Source organism: Marinobacter halodurans, assembly GCF_004327985.1.
Lineage (GTDB): Bacteria > Pseudomonadota > Gammaproteobacteria > Pseudomonadales > Oleiphilaceae > Marinobacter_A > Marinobacter_A halodurans.
Genome location: NZ_SJDL01000031.1, coordinates 44,921 through 63,417 on the forward strand (window position 1 = coordinate 44,921; position 18,497 = coordinate 63,417).

Sequence of the window (18,497 nt, forward strand, 5' to 3'; positions counted from 1 at the left end):
GAAATCCAGGAGATTACCGGACACAACGGATCGGCGGCTCGGGCTCCTGGTCGACACCGCCAAAGAGCGACCGCAGGGATCGCTCGCCGGCCTCGCTGAATGCCATGACCCGTGAACCCTCCAACCGCGCCGCCCAGCCCAGCTCTTCGATGCGTGACAGGAAGGCCGCTCCCAAGGCACCTGCCAGATGGTCGCGGCGTTCGCTCCAGTCCAGGCAGGTTCGGCAGAAGGTGCGCCTGACCCGGGACACCCGATGGGTATCGATGCCCAGCCTGCGAAACCAGAGCTGGCCATGGTCGGTCAAACGCAGCCCGTCTTCGACCTGTCGCAGCACGCCGTTGCCAAGCATCCCATCATAAACGTAGACCCCCAGCTCTCCCGCCAGATGGTCGTAACAGATGCGGGCCTTGCGCAAGGCCTGGTCCCGGGGGCCGGTGAGTGGCTGGCTCCCCTGCGCAGCCGGTGTCATACCCATCAGGGATTCCAGCAGATGGGCCACTTCCGGCCCCGCCAGGCGGAAATAACGATGCTTTCCCTGTCGCCCCACCTGAAGCAAACCACATTCGAGCAGCTTCGCCAGGTGCGAGCTCATGGTCTGGCGGGTGACGCCGGCGGCATCGGCCAGTTCGGTGGCCGTCAGGGCGCGCCCGGCCATCAGGGTGGACAGGGCAGCCGCCCGGGCATTGTCACCGATCAGCGCCGCCAGTCGGACAATATTGGGGCCTTCAGCCATGCTTCGATCCAGGTCGAACCGACCGGGTGGGATGGGGTGTTAGCGTCAGCATTATCCGTCACCTCCAGGGGAATCCAAGCATGAGTATTACCTGCATCATCCGCTACGAAATCGATCCGTTCCAGCGGGAAGCCTTCCGCCAGTATGCCGAAAACTGGGGGCAGATCATTCCCCGCTGCGGCGGCCATCTGGTGGGCTATTTCCTGCCCCATGAAGGCACCAATAACGTGGCCTGGGGCCTGATAGCCTTCGACAGCCTGGCCGCCTACGAGGCCTACCGGGTTCGCCTCAAAACCGATGAGGTGGGCCGCGCCAACTTTGACATCGCCCTGGAGCGTCGATTCATCGTAAAAGAAGAGCGTACCTTTGTGGAGACCGTTGAGGGTACGCTGGGTATTCCGGCACAACATCAGGGAGCCTGCCAATGATCGCCGTTATCTTCGAAGTCGAGCCCCATGCCGAACACCGGCAAGCCTACCTGGATACCGCGGCCAAACTGAAGGCCCACCTGGAAACCATCGACGGTTTCCTGTCGGTGGAGCGCTTCGAGAGCCTGACCCAGCCCGGCAAGCTGCTTTCACTCTCATTCTGGCGGGATGAAGAAGCCATCCGGCAATGGCGCAACCTGGAGGTCCACCGCTCCGCACAACGCCGCGGGCGGGGCAGCTACTTTGCCGACTACCGTTTGCGGGTCGCCGGCGTTATCCGGGATTATGGAATGAATGACCGGGAGGAGGCGCCAGATGATTCCCGGCAGGTGCATCCGGCGGATTAAAAAGGCCAGGGCAGCCGGTCAACGCCTCTGCGCCCCGGAACGCACCAGCATCCAGAAGGCCAGGGCGGCCATGGCCAGTTCCAGCATCAGGTACGTGACCATGGTCTGGCTCGCCACGCCGTCCATGACCAGGCCCACGCTGCGGCCGCCGGCCATGCACAGCATCAATACGACAACCCCCAGGATCCCGAGCCGTAAGGTTTCCCGCTTGAGGGCCAGCACGTACAGCAACACCCCCACACCCAGCGACAGGCCACCGTAGGTCGCGCGCATGTCGGTCAGCCCGGTGGCGCTGGCCGGTATTTCACCGGTGACCATGCCGGACAGGGCCGCGGGCAACGCAATGAACCCGGCTCCGTAGAGCCCGAATATCAGGGCGTTCAGGCGGACAAACGCCGTTTTAATGTTCACAGGAAGGCTCCCGGCGGCACGATGCGGGGGTGTCGCCGTCCCCTGGACCGGCAAGTACTTTTTCCATGCCGACGACCACCTCCCCGCTGACCATGATGCCGAAGCCCAGCCGTTCATAGAGTGCGATGGCCGGATTGGACCGGAATGTCCGCAACCTGAGCCTGAACCGGCCCCGCTCCCGGGACAGGCGCTCGACCTGGCGGAGCGTCCAGGTGCCCAGTCCCTGCCCCTGGTGACCCGGAGCCAGTTGCAGGTCCCGGATATACGCCCACTGCTCTTCCAGCACCAGCGACACAAAGCCGGCCTGCGAGCCGTCGCATTCCAGGATGTAGTTGGTCGCCCCGGCCCAGTTGTCACGGAACCGATCCGGATCCCACTGGAGTCCATGCTCGCGGTAGTAGGGTTCCATATTCCGGACCGCCAGGCCCTCGGCAAAAGACCGGTCCCTTTCCGTTGCAACCACCAGTCGCACCACACTTCCCCTGTATCGTCTCGTGTACGTTGTACGGCATTTGCCCCGGGAACGGATGACCGAGCGGCCTATTCCTCGCAAAACCGCTTCAACTGCTGCAACACATGCGCCCAGGCAAAATTGTTGAACCCCAGGAATTCGCTGCGCTCGTCGTAGTCGGTCTGAAAGAAATTCAGCGTGCACAGGCGGGTGGTGTCGAAGCCGGGATAGGCTCGCAGAACCCGGGTGACCGGCGTCTCGGCTTCGGTGATCTCAAAGATCAAGTGCGTGCCGGTCCAGGCCGATGCCGGGCTGGTGGGCGGATGCTGGCTGATGCATTCCCACTCCACCCACTGGTCCCGTATATCCAGCACGACACGCATCTGGACCACCCCATGCTCCGGGCCTGGATCGTGCTCCAGCACCACGCCGTTCCCGGTATGCCGGACGGTCTGCTTGTCCCACCACTCGCCGATCAGTTCCGGGTCGGTAAGCGCCTGGTATATCACGTGCGGAGGCGCCTCGATGGCGAGCTGGTGATGAACTTTCATGACCTTCCGTCCTCCCGGATGGACTGATCACCGGCTCGTGATCGCAGCGAAGAGCCGGCGCTACTGAATCCAGAACCCGGCAATCTCGTCATCCCGCAAAGCCATCTTGATCAGGTTATCGTCTTTCTTCTCACTGTAGACAATCTTCCACAGGTATACCTTCAAACCGGCCTGATTCAACGAGCCCAGATACTCGGTGTCGTAGCCTGCATTCAACGGGCCGGCCAGGGCCTGGGCAACCGCGTGGAACTGATCCTCGCCCAGGGTCTGGCGGAAGTGCGCGTCGGCCCGGTCGACAAAGCCGGCGTAATCGTCGGCGGCGATGGCTTCCAACTGGCTGTTGAGCAGGGCATCCGTTGCGGCATCGGGCCGGCTTTCGGCCAGTACGCCGGATGCGGCGAGGGTCAGCACCATGGCCATGGCATAAGCGAGACGCTGCATGATCGGGAATCTCCTTTTCCGTTAGTCGACATTCGCCCAGGGGCCCCAGGTCCGTTACCGGACGACCATAATCCTGACAGCCTTCCCGGCGCAAAACCGTGCGTCAGATCCCCAACTGCAACCCGATCTCGATCACCCGGCTGGCGGGAATCCGGTACAGTGAGGTTTCATGCAGGGTGTTGCGGACCATGAAGGCGAACAGACGGTCCCGCCAGGCCATCATGCCGTGCTGTTTGCGGTTGGCGATCACCGAGGTCCGGCCCACGAAGTAGGTGGTTTCGTCCAGGTTGATCGGCAGGTTGCGATGCGCGATGCAGTGCGCCAGGTCCGAGGGAATGTTGAACCCCTGCATGAAGCCGTAATTCAGGATCACCTCGTAAAGCCCCTGGCCGCAGTCCTTGACCTCCCAACGCTCCTCGTTCACCACGCGCGGATCGCGCCTGACGTTCACATGCACAATGACGATCGTCTCGTGAAGCAACCTGTTGAGCTTCAACAACTGCATCATCGACCGCGGCACTTCCTCGGCCCGCGCGGTGAAGAATACACCAGAACCGGGTACGCGATGGGGGGGATCGTGCTCGAGTCGCCCCAACAGGGTTTCCACAGAGATGGTGTTGGCCTCGTAGGACTGCACCAGCAGTTCGCTGCCACGCCGCCAGGTCACGATCACGGTAAAGATCACGGCGCCCATCGCCACCGGGAACCAGCCGCCACGGGGAATGGTTTCCGCGTTGGCCGTCAGGAAGGCCAGATCCACACTCAGGAACACCAACAGGAAAACGCCCGCCTTGACCAGACTCCAGCCGCCCCGCTCACGGGCGACATTGAATGCCAGGATCGTGGTCACCAGCATGGTGGCGTTCACGCTGACCCCATAAGCCGCTGCCAACCCTTCGGAGGACTGGAACGTCACCACCAGGGCCAGGGCCGCCGTCATCAGCAGCCAGTTGATGCCGGGCATGTAGATCTGGCCATGGGCATGCTGGGACGTCTGATGCACCTGCAGGCGCGGCACGAATCCCAGCTGCACCGCCTGCCGGGTCAACGAGAAGGCGCCGGTAATGACCGCCTGCGACGCGATAATGGTCGCGGCCGTGGACAGTCCCACCAGAGGAAACAGCGCCCAGTCCGGCGCCAGGTGGAAGAAGGGCTGCAACGTGCCTTCCGGCTTGTCCAGCAGCAGCGCTCCCTGGCCAAAGTAATTCAGCAGCAGCGCCGGCAGCACGAAACAGAACCACACCATGCGGATCGGCGTCGGCCCGAAATGCCCCAGGTCGGCATAGAGCGCCTCACCGCCGGTGACCACCAGGAACACGCCTATCAGTACCAGGAAACCCGCCAGCCGGTTTTCGATCATGAACTGGACGGCGTACCAGGGCACCACCGCCTTCAGCACTTCCGGATGAGCGATGATGCTGTTGATGCCCAGCGCCGCCAGCGTCAGGAACCAGGCCACCATGATCGGGCCGAACAGGGTACCGACCCTGGCCGTACCGCGCTTCTGGACCGCAAACAGCGCCACCAGGATGGTAATCGTGATCGGCAGGACGTAGCGTTCCAGCGACGGGGCGGCCACCTCCAGACCTTCCACCGCGCTGAGCACCGAGATCGCCGGCGTCAGCATGGTGCCGCCATACAGCAGCCCGGCGCCGAACAGACCCAGCAACACCAGCGCGCGGCGGGGGCGGCTGTCCTGGTGCTGGTCCGGCCGTAACAGCGCCAGCAGGGCGAAAATCCCGCCTTCGCCGTGGTTGTTGGCCCGCAGGATGAAGACCATGTACTTCAGGGAGATCACAATGATCAGGGCCCAGAAAATCAGCGAGAGAATGCCGAGGATATTGTCCTCGGTGATGGGCACCGGGCTCACCCCGCGAAAGCACTCCCGCAGCGCGTATATTGGGCTCGTGCCGATGTCGCCATAGACGATCCCCAGCACCGCCAGCCCAACCGCCGCGCGGCCGGGCTTCGAAGCCTCTCCGGATTCCGCCATGCTCGGTCCTTGTGATTCGGGATGGTCGCCGGGGCCGATGCCCCCGGGGTGCTTCTATAGCGTAGCAGTCGCCAGGACAAGTGATCGATCCTCCACATGACCGATTGGACAGGTCCCGCCAAAAGATCGGATTCTCATCTTTTCCAACGACTGCGGCTATACTATCCAGCGGCCGGATCAGACCCCTGGCCGCCGGGGGACGCTGGTTGTCCCGCAGGACAACACAGACGTAACGAGGATGTCCCCTATGATGACGCTGACCCTGAGGGTCAAGGTGCTTGCGGCGCTGTTGCTGAGCAGCCTGGGCGCCGTGCTGGTGGTCATTTGCCCTTGGCAAAGAAGGTCTCGTGCTTGCGGAACGGGCCGGTGTTGTTAGAGGGCTCAAAGGCGCGTAACCCGTCCACATGGCTCAGTTCTTCCACCATCTGGCGGTTGAACGGGGAGTTGGTTTTGTCGGCGATAAAGTCATGCCAGTCGACCCAGCGGGCCTCGGCAATTTCCTCCGGATCCTGGATCGCGATCTCCTCCGTTAACGGCGCCAACCGGCACACGAAATAGACATTCGACTTGCCGAACCGGAACGGGTGGCGGGTCGTGAAGCCGACGATGGAGAGGAAGCGCGCCCGGATACCGGTCTCCTCCCAGACTTCCCGCACCACGGAATCCTCAATCCGCTCCCCCAGCTCCTCATGCCCACCGGGCAACTTGAAGCCGGTCATGCCCTGTTCGCGAATCACCAGGATCTGGCCCTGATCATTGGTGATGATCGCCCCGGCTCCCACCGTATGGGTCGGGATAAACGGCACGAAAGTCGTCGTCGGCGCCTTCAGGATCAAGGTGAGCTCGTCTTCCTGACAGTTATGGAACACGAACCCCAGCTCCGTCGCCACGGCAATCAGGTGCGAACGCTGGATCGACAGCGTCAGCCAGACAATGTTCTTCGACCCACGGCGTGAGAATGTCACGATCTCCTGCAGGGCGTCACGGAACGCCCCGGGTTCAGCGGGCATGGCGTCGGGTTGGATGATGACGCCGTTGAAGGGGTCGAGTTCGAACGTCAAAAGCAGTACCTGTGATTGAGTGGCGATCGGTGCCGCACCGGACAGTCAGAGCAGCCATCCAGTCAGTGCTTTTCGACTGTAGCGAAAACGATTCCGTCAGGCCATGGCAGTGTACCCGGGGCGGGATAAGGCGAACCCTTCAAAAGTACCCCATTGAGCGCAATGATTTACAAGACCCGCCTCCAGAGCGGCCGGGGGATACGGAGAAGACCAAGGTAATGGCGGCTCACAAGATCGCGGGTAAACCTGAAAGCCATTCGGAGGGCATGGAGCAGATCATCCTTCAACCGTTCCCGCGCTGCTTTTGGAGAAAGACGCCATCAGTTCCTCGATGATTTCCATCTGCGTTTCCATCTGCTGCTTTGCTTCCCGGACCACGCCGGCGCGAACCTGCTGCCCTTCCTTGATGCGAGCCATTGCCGTACCGGCCTCCTGCACCAGCGTCGTACTCTGCTGAACGCGTTGAGCCGCCTGGGTAACGCCGGAAGCCGCATCGTTGGCGGTTTCACCCAGCTCTTGGGCGATGCGATGGATTTCCGCGCTTGAACCGTTGGCCCGTTCGGCCAGCGAGCGAATTTCGTCGGCAACCACCGAGAAACCACGCCCCACTTCACCGGCACGGGCGGCTTCGATCGCTGCATTGAGGGCAAGGAGGTTCGTCTGGCTGGCGATGTCCTGGATGCTGGCCACGATGTCGGCAATCTGTTCCGACTGCTCGGAGAGACCGGCAAATACCACTCTCAGGTTCTCCGTATAGCCGGAGAGTTCGTCCAGGCTCCCAGCCATTCGCACAATCGTGCCGTCAATGGTGTCCACATGGCCCGCCGCCTCATGCGCGATAACACCCGCCTGCTCGGTGAACGTCGCATGCTCGGCCAGACCGTCCTGCATGTTCGCCAATTGGGCCTGGGTGTTGCGAGTCATCTGCACCTGGGCCTGCAAGGCATCATGGGCGTCGTCCCGCTCCCGGGCCAGGCAGGCCACGCGGTCGGCGCAGGCATCATACTGGTCGCGAAGCCGGTACAGTTCCTCCTGGGAGCGCGCGTAGGCGTCGCCCAGGCGAACCAGCAGGGCACCTTGCGTCTTTTCTCCGGAGTCAGCAAGGCGACGTTCGAGCCACGCCAGGGTATCCTCCGGGTTCCGACCCAGCCATTGCCGCTTACGCAAGGTATCGAGGCCGACAGCACCAATCGTCGCCGCGATGCCGATTACGGCCACCAACCAGACTGTTACGGACGGGCTCCACCACGCCAAGAAAACCAGCGCAGCCAAAACCACGCTGTACAGAACCCCCGTTGCGCCCCAGAATACCTGCATACCCCACCTCCGGATGTCCATGACAGTTGGGGCTTTCGGGCTATTTCCGCTCCCAACACGCTTGCCGGTGCCAATGCCGCAGCTTTCCGCCTGTACAGAGTCATGGATAAGCAAAGCTCTTGTTGTTTTTGTATCATCTATATTATCAATTAACTTGACACAAAGTTGATACCGTTTCAACAAGCACGCTGACCACCGCGGTGAACGAAGCATGCCTAGTGCAGTAATGGCAAGTACCTGGGCTTCTATCCTGCCTGCCCTGAGATGGCTGGGCGTCCTGCAAGCAGACGACCGACCATCGTTACAGCCATCGCCACCATCATCAGCATAGAGGCACACTCGAAGGTGAAACGCATCCCATCGCTGACGGCCCCGACATTTGCGGTCGACACATCGGTGCTCCCCACCGCAAAGGAAAAGACCGCACCCATGACCGAAGCGCCGGTGATCAGCCCGAGGTTGCGCGACAGGCCCAACATACCGGACATGACACCACGCTGATCGGCGGAGACGTCTGTCATGACCGCCGTATTGTTGGCCGCCTGGAACAGCTGATAACCCGGCGTCAGGATCGCAATGCCGGTGATGTAGCCCGCCGTGCCGAACATCATCGGCAATGTCGCGAGGGCGCCAGCGCCCACAGCCAACAGGGTGAGCCCGGCCACCGCCACCAGTGCGGTACCGAAACGGTCGACCAGCCGTCCTGCCAACACACCGGTGACAGAGGAAATCGCCGGACCAACCGCCATGACCAGTCCGACCTGGGCCGTGCCCAGCCCCAATGATCGCGAGAGGTAAAACGGCCCGACGACGAAGGTGGTCATGATGACTGTCGCCACCAGACTGTTGCCGACCAGGCCCGCGCTGAACGTTGGATTTCGGAAGGCCGCCAGACGGATCAGTGGCGATGCAACCCGGCGTTCAACCAAAAAGAACAACGCCATTCCGAATGCTGCGATGCCCAGCATCACGGGATTGCCGATGCCCCCGTGACGATGGCCCAGCGTCATGGCGAACGCATATACCGCCAGACTCCCCGCCAGGAGCGTTGTGCCTGCCACATCGAAACGGGGACGATCCGCCCCTGAGGGCCGAATATCAGAGGGCAGGAATCGAGAAGCAAAGAAGAGAGCCAACAGGCCAATCGGTACGTTAACCCAGAACATCGCCGGCCACCCCAACCCGTCGATCAGGAAGCCGCCCAGGGACGGCCCCAGCGCGGTGCCGATGGCCGACATCGTTCCGAGCAAGCCCATGGCACTACCGACCCGCTCCCGGGGCACCGTCTCGCTGACGAGTGCCATCGCCAGAGCCATCATCACGGCGGCACCCGCCCCCTGAACCGCGCGGGCGGCCACCAGCCGCTCAAGCCTGGGCGCCACCCCGCAGGCCCCAGATGCGACAGTGAACACCGCCAGCCCCAGCCAAAACAACCGGCGACGCCCGAGAATGTCACCAAGTCGGCCCACGCTCACCGCCAGGCTGGTGATGGCCAGCAAATAGGCCAATACCACCCACTCCACCTGGTGAAAGGACGCTCCGAAAGCCTGCGCCAGCGTGGGCAAACCAACATTGGCGATGCTGGTGCCAAGGGACGATAGCAGCATGGACAGGGCCAGCGTAATTAACGTGCCGACGACGGGCGGCCGGGTACCATTTTTATCCACCGTGTCCCAGGTTGGCCGGGCGTTCGTTGGTGTGATGGAGGGCATGGCATTCTCCTGCAGTTGAACTAGAGAAACTCCAAGCTAGCAACCGACCAACGGTTGCGGAAGACGCACGGTTTGCACTTTATTCATGCACCTGACGCCATTCCAAAATGGCCGGATCGTGCTATGGTGACCGAATGACACGCCCCGATCTCAATCTCCTCGTGACCCTCGATGCGCTGCTGGCCGAAGGTAATGTGGCGCGCGCCGCCCGGCGCCTGAGCCTAAGTCCTTCGGCCATGAGCCGTTCACTGGCGCGACTGCGGGAAACCACCGGCGACCCGTTGCTGGTCCGGGCCGGGCGCGGCCTCGTCCCTACACCCCGTGCCCTGGAGCTGCGCGAAACCGTCAATCGGCTCGTGCAGGAGGCCCAAGCCGTCCTGCGTCCCGTCGAGGGTTTGGATCTGCAGGGGCTACAACGGACGTTCACGCTGCGCAACCGTGAAGGCTTCGTGGAGAATTTCGGCGCCCGCCTCATCGCCCGCATCGAGCAGGACGCCCCGGGCGTACGTTTACGTTTCGTCCCCAAACCTGACAAGGACAGCCACCCCCTGCGCGACGGCAGTGTGGATCTGGAGACCGGCGTGATCGGCGCCAGCGCGGGACCGGAACTGAAAGTGCGAGCCCTGTTCCGCGACCGGTTTGTCGGCGTGGCCAGGCAGGGGCACCCGCTCTGCGACGGGGAGATATCCGCATCCCGATATGCGGCCCAACGACACGCGTTGGTCGCCCGCCGCTCAGGATACCGGGGCGTCATCGACGACGTGCTGGAGGCCTTAGGGTTGCAGCGGGATGTGGCGACAGTCGTCAGTGGATTCCCCGAAGCGCTGGCCCTCGTGCGGGACACCGACCTGATTGCCAGCGTGCCGGAACGATCCACCGGTCACTTGCGCAGCGGTCTGTTCAGTTTTCCGTTACCGTTTCCCGCCCCGCCGATCACCATTTCGATGATCTGGCATCCGCGGATGGAAGCCGACCCGGCCCACCGCTGGTTGCGTCAGTGTGTCTACGAGGTTTGCTCAGACGCCTCCCCATAACGCATGCTCTATTGCAGAACACCGCTCAGTAGCCCCGCGATGGCATAACCTGGTTCAATAACGGCCGCCCATCCTTCATTCGGCGGTAGTTCTCGACGATCTGCGGAGCGACCGACACCGGGTCGGTCAGGCTGGAGCAGTGCGGTGTCAGCCTTATTCCAGGATGGCGCCAGAAGGGATGGCTACGGGGCAGGGGCTCTTCCCGGAAAACGTCGAGGCAGGCGCCTCGCAGGGTACCCTCGTTGAGCGCGGTCAGCAGATCCTCGTCAACCAGGTGTTCGCCGCGGGCGACGTTCACCAGACACGCGCCGGCCGGGAGTTTGCGCAGGTTGTCCAGATTGAGGATATCGCGGGTTTCTTCCGTCAGGGGCAGCAAACAGACGAGTAAATCGGTCTGTGACAGAAAAGCGTCCAGCTGCTCAGCTCCGGCATAGGCCGTAATGCCCTCGATCGATTTCGGCGTCCGGGACCAGCCGATCACATTGAAGCCCAGCCTCGAAAGGCGAATCGCCGAATACTCACCCAACTGCCCCAAGCCCATCATGCCGACCGTCGTTTCGCCGATCGGCCTCGGCGCCCGCGGTTGCCACAGCGCCTGTTCCTGCTGGGCTCGGTAGGCGTCGAAATCCCGGAAGTAACCCATCACCGCCGCGCAGACATACTCGAACATCGACTGCGCCAGTTGCGGATCGACCAGGCGAATGACCGGCACGCCTTCAGGCAACTGCGGGTCGCTCAACACATGATCCACGCCGGCGCCCATGGAACAGATGCAGCGGAGATTCGGGTAGTCCCGCAGTACGCCTTCGGGATGATTCCAGCACAGCGCGAAGGTTACGTCGGCTTTACGGGCCTCGTCGGGGTAGACCTGGATGTCGAGCGCCGGATCCAGGCTTTTCAGGGCGCTAATCCACGGTTCGGGATCTTTATCGGGGGCGATGATGAGGATCGTCATGGGTTCCTTGTCCTTTCCCGGTGTACCGGCCTGCAAAGGCATCAGCCAATATTCGCACCTGCCAAGCGCTGTTTCTGCGCTCGCACGGCCTCTGTCAGAAAATCCATCAGCGCGTGAATCCGCACGACGCCCCGCAGATCCGGATGCATCAGGAACCACAGGCCGTATTGCAGCTCGGGGATGGGACTGGTGAGTTGCACGATGTCCGGATCACCGTCGGCCAGGTAGCAGGGCAGGACGGCCAGCCCCATGCCCGAACGCACGGCACTCAGAATGCTTACCAGGGTATCCACCCGGTAGATGCAGGACGCCTTCAGGGCATGTTTTTCCATCCACGGATCCAGAGCGGAATCCGTCAGCCTTGGCCCGGCGCCAATCCAGGGTTGGCTGGCCAAAGATTCAATCGACACCCCCGGCGTCAAACTGAGACTGCGGTGGCCGTAGACGGCCTGGCCGATGGTGGTCAGCGGCCGGCCGATCAGGTTTTCCGGAGGGCGGTTGGACGGGCGAATGGCCACGTCCGCCTCCCGGCGCGTCAGGTTGAACAACTGGTTGGACACAGCCACATCCAGCACGATCCCCGGATACCGATGCCGGAACTCCGTGAACAGCGGCGCCAGCAGTCCCATCAGCAGCGAGTCGGTGGTGGTGGTCCAGATCTCGCCTGTCGGCTCCAGGTCACGCCCCGCCACTTTCCGTTCCGCCGCCAGCGCGGCCTCGTCCATCACCCGGGCCGTGTCGGCCAGCTCCTCGCCGGCCAGTGTGGGCTGGTAGCCGGTGCGGCTGCGGTCAAACAGCGCCACACCCAAACGCCGCTCGATGTCTCCCAGCCGCCGGAACACCGTGGCGTGACTCACCCCCAGCGAGCGCGAGGCCCCGGACAGTGAGCCGGCGTTCGCAATGGCCAGGACAACCTCAAAGTCATTCCACGCCAGGGCATTCCGCGTGGTCTGCTCAGAGGAGGAAGAGGTCTTTCCTGTTCGTTTTTGCAAAGTAAACACTCATTTTTTTGGAATATTGTGCAACTAAGAACAAGGTTAGCATTTCCCTGAATCCACGGATAACCAACGCGTCCTGACCGGGGCAGCGTTATGGAGGTCACACGATGATGGTTTCAGGGCAAGCACAGTACGTTCTTGGCCACCGCCTGGACACTCGTCAGGATCGGGCCGGCGAAGAACAGGCGTCATTCAGGGAGAGCATTTCGCCCAGGTACCGCGATGGGCTAGGTGGCATTGATCTGGAGCAGGTAAAGCGGGATCAGCGCCGTGCCCGGCGGGAGGTCCTGCGGACGATGATCCGGCGTTTGAAATAAGCGGATGTCAATGGAGCCCATCAAGCAGGAAACCGGGACGAAACAGTGGCATAACAACGTCCCGGTTTCTTTGGAAAAACACCACCCTCCCACAACCCCAAAGGCATAGGACATCATTCATTTTTATGCCTGAAGCATTCACATCTAACCACTGCAGTGCAATTTATTGACTTTTTGTTGCCGGGAATTCAATATATCGATCGATAAGCCATTTTTATCAACGTACAAATCAATATATTGAACACTCTAGGAAGAGGTGTCCGGCCATGGCTGACGATGTCCGCACAAAAACCACCATCGTTGCGGCACTCAAGCATCAAATCACGGCGCTCCAGAAGCTCGTGGACGACCTCGAGCACTCCACCACGCCGGATCTCCGGGAACTCCGGCACCTGCCGGATCTGCTCCGGGAGCGGCGCGAGCGGCTCAAGCTGAGCCCGGTGGAGACGGCTGAGCTGGCCGGTCTGTCCCCCAACACCTATCGGGCCCTGGAGCGGGCCGGTGGCAACCCGCGACTCGATACCCTGGAAAGCGTGGGGCAGGTGCTGAACTTCAAGCTCTGGATCGAGATGGTATGAGAGCCAACGTCTACCTCCATGGTGAGCTGGCCGGAACGCTGGAGCGACGGCCCGACGGCGACGTGATTTTCCAGTACGCCCCGGATTACCTGGCTCTGTCCCGCCCACCACTGAGCATGAGCCTGCCACTGCGGGAAGCGCCTTTTATCGCCAGGGGGCTGCCCGGCTATTTCAGCGGATTGGTGAGTGAAGGATGGCTCAAGCGCATGCAGTCCCAACAGCAGCACATTGATCCCGACGACCAGTTCGCCTTGCTGGTTCACAACGGCAGGGACCTGCCGGGAGCGGTTACCATTGAACTGTCAGATTTGTCTTAAGGATTCGGGCGACAAGCCATATCACCCGGCCTGCCTGAAAACCCTCTTCGGGAGCGCGAGGGTCTCAACGAATCTTGCGGCGACACGGGGCGACCTGGTCCGCGAGATGCCCCGCAAGACCCAGGGCTTCTCCATCAGTGGCGTCCAGATCAAGGCCCAATTGAAGGTCGTTGATGAAAAACTGGAGCTGGTGGATCACGACGGCGACCTGATTCTCAAACCCAGCCCGGAATCCTTTGAATACGTCGCCGAAAACGAGCACCTGACCCTGACACTGATGCGCCAGGTGGGGTTCGAGGTGCCGCCCTGTGGCTTGATCGCATTACAGGATGGCCACCACGTTTTCGTCATCCGCCGCTACGATCGCACCTCCGACGGCAAGCGCCATCAGGAGGACGCGATGCAGGCCCTCGGCATCCGCAACGACGCGTCCGACTCCAAGTACGACTCAGCCAGTTACTCCGAAGTGCTGACGCTGACGCAAGAGCGCTGCGGTACGGCGATAGCCGCAAGATTGCTGGATCGCCTGGTCTTTTCCTACCTGGTCGGCAACGACGACCATCACCTCAAGAACATCAGCTTTGTCCTGGGCCAACCGATCGTCCTCGCGCCCGCCTACGACGTCCTCGCCGCCAGCCTTTACAATCAGGGCGGCCGGGTAATGGCGCTCAAATTCTTCCCGGACCGGGAACCGACCTACCACGCGGAAATGGGCAATGGCCATTACTCCGGATCGGATTTCGTTGAGTTAGCTTCGAGTGCGGGCCTCGGAGAGAAGGCTGCCGCCAGCCGTATTCGCCGGTTGGCCGGACGAGTGGAAAAGGCCGCGCCGGACTTGATTCGATCGAGTTACCTGCCGGACGAGATGAAGGCACGGTACCAGGCTCTGGTTGCGGAAAGGCTCCAGTTTATTGGGGTTATTTGAAAGAGGCACAGAAGGCAAGAAGTGCCGCAATTTGCTATGCGGCTCATTCATTTTCAGGCTTTTTTAGCAGGCGCACACCAATAACCAACGAAACCGTGCAAACCACGGCAAAAGTCATCATCAATGGCGCCCCAAAAATCCAGGTACGCCCGGCGATGTAGCCTACCGCAATTAAGTGGTGTGCAATGACAACAGCCACAGTGCCAAAGTAAATGACCGGTATCGCAATCAACAGCCAGGCAATCACTTTCAGCCACTAAAATAAACCCGTCCCGGTTTTCCGTGAGCAGTTCCAATTGCAATTCACGGATCACACGCAGCTAAGCCGCCTTGTGCATCCGGCTTGCTGGACATCGTTATTCGTTGACGATCTCGATGGGGCTGAACATCAATCCCCGCCACTTCATCCGATCGACAATGTCTTTGACTCGCTGGGACACCAGCACGGGTCTCCCGGCGGAGCCGCCGCTTCCAAACCACTCGTTCATTCGGACAATGTCCGGCGCCGAGACAAATGCTGATGCGGGCATTGTTATTTGACCGTCGTTTTCCTGTGGATAGTTGAACTTCACCGCACCGCAGAATGGCCCCCTCACCAACCTGCTGCTATTGGCGGTCAGGAATTTGACTGTGGCAGGGTCCTTCGGCATCTCACAGGTCTCCGTGTCTAATTGATCAGGTCGGAGCGCCGGCGGAAGAATAACGCTGACACGCAGGTGATAGACGGTTTCCAGGGGTTCACCAGTGCTGTGTCGAACGGGGCGGGTGAACGCCACCCCTGTGACACCTTGCTCTTCAAATACGTGCTTCACCGCATCTCGAACAAACACTTCATCGAAGACCCAATTCAGCCCCAGAAACTGACTGTGCTTCGCTTTTGGTTCAGACCGGAAGCGGAATGCATTTCGCAACGCCTTTCCAATCCCGCACGTCGGACATCCGGCTGCCAGATCATAGGTCTCCTCAAGATACGTATCTTCAGGTTGTGGATACCCAAACTGACCTGTACTTATGCGATACCAGTTCATACCGATGTCCGACGCCACGCGAAATGGCCGGTTTGGAGGCGCAGTCTGAACCTTTGGTCAGGCATCACGTGAGCCTGCCTGCTGAAAAACAAGATCAAGACCGTGCCCAATTGTGGTCGCCATATCCAACGGACTGCGACCATGTTTATTCCTGTGATCCGCTACGGCTCCATTCTCCAATAGAAGTACAACCACATTGTCGTTGCCTCGCGCATTCATGGTCGCGACCCACAGGGGGCCATTGCCATGACTGTCCACGAGATTCGGATTGGCTCCGGCACTTACAAGAACTGTCGCCACCTTCGCTTGGCAAGACTGGGAGGCAAAGTGCAGGGGCGTCCATCCGTTGTCGTCCTGAGCATTGGGATTCAGGCCGGAATCAAGCAACTCCCGGACGATGTCGACACCCCCCCTGCGACGCGGCATAGTGCAACTCCGTACGACCGTACTCATCGACACCAGGTCGAGCTAGTCTCTTTGGCTGCTTGCCTGCCATACCTCCTCCTGATGGCTCAATGTGACCCGGCCGGCTTTGAAACCTTGCGTGCGGACTTGATTGAAGACTGCATTCGTCACAGTTCGAAACGCAATCAACGCAGGCTGCGAGGCCTGCAGTTTGTGATCGAGGCCCGACGCCGCGTCGCCCGGAGTCCGATGGCGGCGGTACTGGAAATTCAAGCGATGATGTACGAATCGCTGTTTGGCCTGCACCAAGCCCTGATGGGTGGATCTCGCACCGGAAACTCGCCGGCTCTGACACGGGCGCGCGTCCTGCCATTTCGTCGTCACCCGTCGCCCGGGGATTAATGGTTTAAGGCAACCATCTCCACGAGGTCAGGCACTTTACGTCCAACCAAACGGCTTGGGGTCCGTTTGCTCCCGAAATTCATCGGACAATTCTGCGAGCAAGGATTCATCAGCGAGGCCCCTGGCTCGAATAGCCGTGAGCTGCATTGGTGCTTTTGACCGGCTGTGATCATCAAATACTAACGACATTTCCTTGTCGCGTTCTCGAACAAGCTTGTAGAGTCGTAGATAGCGATTGTGAACGTGCTCGTCGCTGTTGGAGATGATCTCGCCAAACTCATCAAGAGCCTGAGTGCAGAACTGCTCAATGGCCCTTTGCTTGATGACCTTGAACTTTTTCCAATCTCTCTCTTTCATGGACTTCCCTTGCGCTTGGTCAGCTTCACCCACTTTAGACTGATTGAGCCTTCTCCCCAGCCCAGCGGCGGACCGCTAAGCTGGAAGGCGACCAAGCTCTACAAGGGAGAAGACTCATGAATTTCTACAATAGCACCCACCGTCATTACTGTGGAATCGATCTTCACGCGCGCAGCCTGTACGTCAGAATCAAAACCGCAAAACCCGCAAAACCGGGACAGCGCAAAACCGGAACAGAACTATTTTTAGCACTGTGTAGTGGTCAACTAATCCCGGACCGTACTCAGAATATTGAGTGCGGTCAGTCCCACCCGGGCACCCAGATCCGTTTTAGGGTCTGTTTCTCTCCATCAAAGTGATACACGCTGATGCCGCCGTCGTCGTTGTGACCAATCACCAGCACCCCGGCCTGGGGCGAGGTGGCAATGGCAGTATTGCGCGAGTAATGGGAGCCGTAAGTCACGAGCTCTGGGGATTCTCCGAGATCGAAATAGGCTTGGGGCCAGGGATTGCCGGTCTTGAACAGCGCGGCGATGTGGCTGTTGTTGCCGAACCGCAGGAAGTAGTCGCTGTGGTCGATAAAGGCGTTGGCGAGGGTGATGTCCCGCACTCCGGCCATGGGTTCGATTAAGCCAGAGTCATCCCAGTTGCGCGGATCGCCCAGCTCGTAAGGCGTATCGTCCAGATAGATGCCGAGAGCATAGCTAGAAAAACGATGGCGCTCTTCAGGCTTTTGGGTATTCCAATAATAGGCTTTGCCGGCTTCATCAGCACCAACGACCCATTGCCCATCGGGGCTGAGGGTGGCGTGAGTCTTTGCGTCGAAGCCATTAAATTTGGCCACAGGTTTCAAAGAGCGTTTGCTCCAGAGTACAACGCCCTTGTACTCCGAAAATAAAGGATGCTCCTTCTCTGGGCGAACCGGTGGGTGCTCAGCATCAATGGGGCCCCGGCCTCCCGGTCCGGCGCCTGCGGTCAGGAAGTTGTTGCTATCCGATAGGGTAAGGTTGAGGAGCTTGTGGCTGCCGAGGAAGCTGGGACTATCGCTATCCCGAAGTACGGGAGTTCGTTTCCCCCCCCGCCCTGCGAAAAGATACCAGTCCTGATTGGCGGACAGATATAGAGCCCTGTTGCGAGTCATCGCGTGACCATAGGTCGGGAAATGGTGAAAGCTTTCGAGCTCCTTGCCGTCGATTGTCTCGACGTGGACCACATTGTCCAAATCCTGCCAGAGGACCTGGTGGCTGTCCTGAACAAAGGCGGCGCTGTAGATGTTGGCGTTATCATGGAGCTGTCGATATTCGTGAGTCTGCAGGTTCCACAGTACCAGGGCATTGTCGCGATGGGACGTAAGGGCGTATTGGCCATCGCGGGAGACATCCGCAGCCATTACCGGTCCAAAGTCACAACACCCGATGCCGGCCCGAGGAAGCGCTGAACAGCCGGTGGTGAGAGCTATTGCCAGAGCCAAGAACGTAATGCCGAAAATCCACTTGGTGAATCGATCAGTAACTCCCAAAGTGACCTCCATCTATCGTGATGTAGCGCATAATGGTGTCTCGGTAGGACTTCTCAAACACTTCCTCGCTCGGAATATGCATCCCGGAATGGCTGAAGAGCCAGTCAGTTTGGTCTACGGGAATGAGTTTTTGTGATAGGTACATTTCGTAGATAAACGGGTCGAAGTTCTTTTTGTTTTTAGGTTCGATTAGAACATTCACGCCGTCATACCCCAA

24 protein-coding genes are annotated in these 18,497 nt (G+C 60.4%); 7 read left to right on the top strand and 17 right to left on the bottom strand.

Annotated elements, in window-relative coordinates; genetic code table 11:
* Positions 1 to 13 precede the first annotated feature (13 nt).
* Positions 14 to 733 (bottom strand): ArsR/SmtB family transcription factor, encoded by a 720-nt coding sequence (locus EZI54_RS17345; protein WP_131483141.1) that lies wholly within the window; start codon positions 731 to 733, stop codon positions 14 to 16.
* Positions 734 to 813: 80 nt separating this feature from the next.
* On the opposite strand from EZI54_RS17345, the gene EZI54_RS17350 reads away from it, so the two are divergent.
* Both EZI54_RS17350 and EZI54_RS17355 read left to right on the top strand, forming a co-directional pair.
* The gene (locus EZI54_RS17350; protein ID WP_131483142.1) at positions 814 to 1,161 is read left to right on the top strand and encodes an NIPSNAP family protein; all 348 of its coding nucleotides are present in this window, start codon (positions 814 to 816) and stop codon (positions 1,159 to 1,161) included.
* Positions 1,158 to 1,508 carry an antibiotic biosynthesis monooxygenase family protein gene (locus EZI54_RS17355; RefSeq protein WP_131483143.1) on the top strand — a complete coding sequence of 117 codons (351 nt, stop codon included), beginning with the start codon at positions 1,158 to 1,160 and terminating at the stop codon, positions 1,506 to 1,508. The genes EZI54_RS17350 and EZI54_RS17355 overlap by 4 nt, the downstream gene beginning before the upstream one ends.
* An 18-nt stretch (positions 1,509 to 1,526) precedes the next feature.
* Here the strand turns inward: EZI54_RS17355 and EZI54_RS17360 are convergent, their stop codons facing one another.
* The 8 genes from EZI54_RS17360 to EZI54_RS17395 form a co-directional block, all read right to left on the bottom strand.
* Complete coding sequence (locus EZI54_RS17360) at positions 1,527 to 1,919, bottom strand: DUF4345 family protein (RefSeq protein ID WP_165495782.1); 393 nt, start codon at positions 1,917 to 1,919, stop codon at positions 1,527 to 1,529.
* Complete coding sequence (locus tag EZI54_RS17365; protein ID WP_165495783.1) at positions 1,909 to 2,391, bottom strand: GNAT family N-acetyltransferase; 483 nt, start codon at positions 2,389 to 2,391, stop codon at positions 1,909 to 1,911. The genes EZI54_RS17360 and EZI54_RS17365 overlap by 11 nt, the downstream gene beginning before the upstream one ends.
* 68 nt (positions 2,392 to 2,459) lie before the next feature.
* The gene (locus EZI54_RS17370) at positions 2,460 to 2,921 is read right to left on the bottom strand and encodes an SRPBCC family protein (RefSeq protein ID WP_131483146.1); all 462 of its coding nucleotides are present in this window, start codon (positions 2,919 to 2,921) and stop codon (positions 2,460 to 2,462) included.
* Positions 2,922 to 2,981: 60 nt separating this feature from the next.
* Complete coding sequence (locus EZI54_RS17375; RefSeq protein ID WP_131483147.1) at positions 2,982 to 3,362, bottom strand: hypothetical protein; 381 nt, start codon at positions 3,360 to 3,362, stop codon at positions 2,982 to 2,984.
* Between the two features lie 103 nt (positions 3,363 to 3,465).
* On the bottom strand, positions 3,466 to 5,355 hold the full coding sequence (locus EZI54_RS17380) for a potassium transporter Kup (RefSeq protein ID WP_131483148.1): 1,890 nt from the start codon (positions 5,353 to 5,355) through the stop codon (positions 3,466 to 3,468).
* 320 nt (positions 5,356 to 5,675) lie between these two features.
* Positions 5,676 to 6,416, bottom strand: coding sequence for an NUDIX hydrolase (locus EZI54_RS17385; protein ID WP_131483149.1), 741 nt, complete (start codon positions 6,414 to 6,416; stop codon positions 5,676 to 5,678).
* Between the two features lie 276 nt (positions 6,417 to 6,692).
* Positions 6,693 to 7,733, bottom strand: a complete 1,041-nt coding sequence (locus tag EZI54_RS25110) for a methyl-accepting chemotaxis protein (RefSeq protein WP_242674509.1) — start codon at positions 7,731 to 7,733, stop codon at positions 6,693 to 6,695.
* A 245-nt stretch (positions 7,734 to 7,978) separates the two neighbouring features.
* Positions 7,979 to 9,340, bottom strand: a complete 1,362-nt coding sequence (locus EZI54_RS17395; protein WP_131483170.1) for an MFS transporter — start codon at positions 9,338 to 9,340, stop codon at positions 7,979 to 7,981.
* Between the two features lie 239 nt (positions 9,341 to 9,579).
* On the opposite strand from EZI54_RS17395, the gene EZI54_RS17400 reads away from it, so the two are divergent.
* Complete coding sequence (locus EZI54_RS17400) at positions 9,580 to 10,479, top strand: LysR family transcriptional regulator (RefSeq protein ID WP_131483150.1); 900 nt, start codon at positions 9,580 to 9,582, stop codon at positions 10,477 to 10,479.
* Between the two features lie 25 nt (positions 10,480 to 10,504).
* On the opposite strand, the gene EZI54_RS17405 is transcribed toward EZI54_RS17400, so the two are convergent.
* On the bottom strand, positions 10,505 to 11,434 hold the full coding sequence (locus EZI54_RS17405) for a 2-hydroxyacid dehydrogenase (protein ID WP_131483151.1): 930 nt from the start codon (positions 11,432 to 11,434) through the stop codon (positions 10,505 to 10,507).
* Between the two features lie 41 nt (positions 11,435 to 11,475).
* Entirely contained in the window at positions 11,476 to 12,426 is a 951-nt protein-coding gene (locus EZI54_RS17410; RefSeq protein WP_131483152.1) for a LysR family transcriptional regulator, read from the bottom strand.
* A 589-nt stretch (positions 12,427 to 13,015) separates the two neighbouring features.
* On the opposite strand from EZI54_RS17410, the gene EZI54_RS17415 reads away from it, so the two are divergent.
* From EZI54_RS17415 to EZI54_RS17425, 3 genes are all read left to right on the top strand, one after another.
* On the top strand, positions 13,016 to 13,327 hold the full coding sequence (locus EZI54_RS17415; protein WP_131483153.1) for a helix-turn-helix domain-containing protein: 312 nt from the start codon (positions 13,016 to 13,018) through the stop codon (positions 13,325 to 13,327).
* Positions 13,324 to 13,644: a HipA N-terminal domain-containing protein gene (locus EZI54_RS17420; protein ID WP_131483154.1), complete on the top strand. Its 321-nt coding sequence runs from the start codon at positions 13,324 to 13,326 to the stop codon at positions 13,642 to 13,644. Before EZI54_RS17415 ends, EZI54_RS17420 begins: the two co-directional genes overlap by 4 nt.
* 106 nt (positions 13,645 to 13,750) lie before the next feature.
* Positions 13,751 to 14,569, top strand: a complete 819-nt coding sequence (locus tag EZI54_RS17425; protein ID WP_131483155.1) for a HipA domain-containing protein — start codon at positions 13,751 to 13,753, stop codon at positions 14,567 to 14,569.
* 43 nt (positions 14,570 to 14,612) lie between these two features.
* On the opposite strand, the gene EZI54_RS17430 is transcribed toward EZI54_RS17425, so the two are convergent.
* The 3 genes from EZI54_RS17430 to EZI54_RS17440 form a co-directional block, all read right to left on the bottom strand.
* Positions 14,613 to 14,816, bottom strand: coding sequence for a hypothetical protein (locus EZI54_RS17430; protein ID WP_131483156.1), 204 nt, complete (start codon positions 14,814 to 14,816; stop codon positions 14,613 to 14,615).
* Positions 14,817 to 14,925: 109 nt separating this feature from the next.
* Positions 14,926 to 15,597, bottom strand: a complete 672-nt coding sequence (locus EZI54_RS17435; protein WP_131483157.1) for a hypothetical protein — start codon at positions 15,595 to 15,597, stop codon at positions 14,926 to 14,928.
* Positions 15,598 to 15,654: 57 nt separating this feature from the next.
* Positions 15,655 to 16,023 carry an ankyrin repeat domain-containing protein gene (locus tag EZI54_RS17440; RefSeq protein ID WP_165495785.1) on the bottom strand — a complete coding sequence of 123 codons (369 nt, stop codon included), beginning with the start codon at positions 16,021 to 16,023 and terminating at the stop codon, positions 15,655 to 15,657.
* 81 nt (positions 16,024 to 16,104) lie between these two features.
* On the opposite strand from EZI54_RS17440, the gene EZI54_RS25475 reads away from it, so the two are divergent.
* Positions 16,105 to 16,404 (top strand): DUF3135 domain-containing protein, encoded by a 300-nt coding sequence (locus tag EZI54_RS25475; protein ID WP_423227008.1) that lies wholly within the window; start codon positions 16,105 to 16,107, stop codon positions 16,402 to 16,404.
* Positions 16,405 to 16,440: 36 nt separating this feature from the next.
* On the opposite strand, the gene EZI54_RS17450 is transcribed toward EZI54_RS25475, so the two are convergent.
* From EZI54_RS17450 to EZI54_RS24855, 3 genes are all read right to left on the bottom strand, one after another.
* Positions 16,441 to 16,761, bottom strand: coding sequence for a hypothetical protein (locus tag EZI54_RS17450; protein WP_131483160.1), 321 nt, complete (start codon positions 16,759 to 16,761; stop codon positions 16,441 to 16,443).
* 301 nt (positions 16,762 to 17,062) lie between these two features.
* Positions 17,063 to 18,151, bottom strand: a complete 1,089-nt coding sequence (locus EZI54_RS17460; RefSeq protein ID WP_131483162.1) for a WD40 repeat domain-containing protein — start codon at positions 18,149 to 18,151, stop codon at positions 17,063 to 17,065.
* Positions 18,152 to 18,266: 115 nt separating this feature from the next.
* Positions 18,267 to 18,497, bottom strand: a 231-nt coding sequence (locus EZI54_RS24855) for a hypothetical protein (RefSeq protein ID WP_207389258.1), incomplete at its 5' end; no start/stop codon positions are given.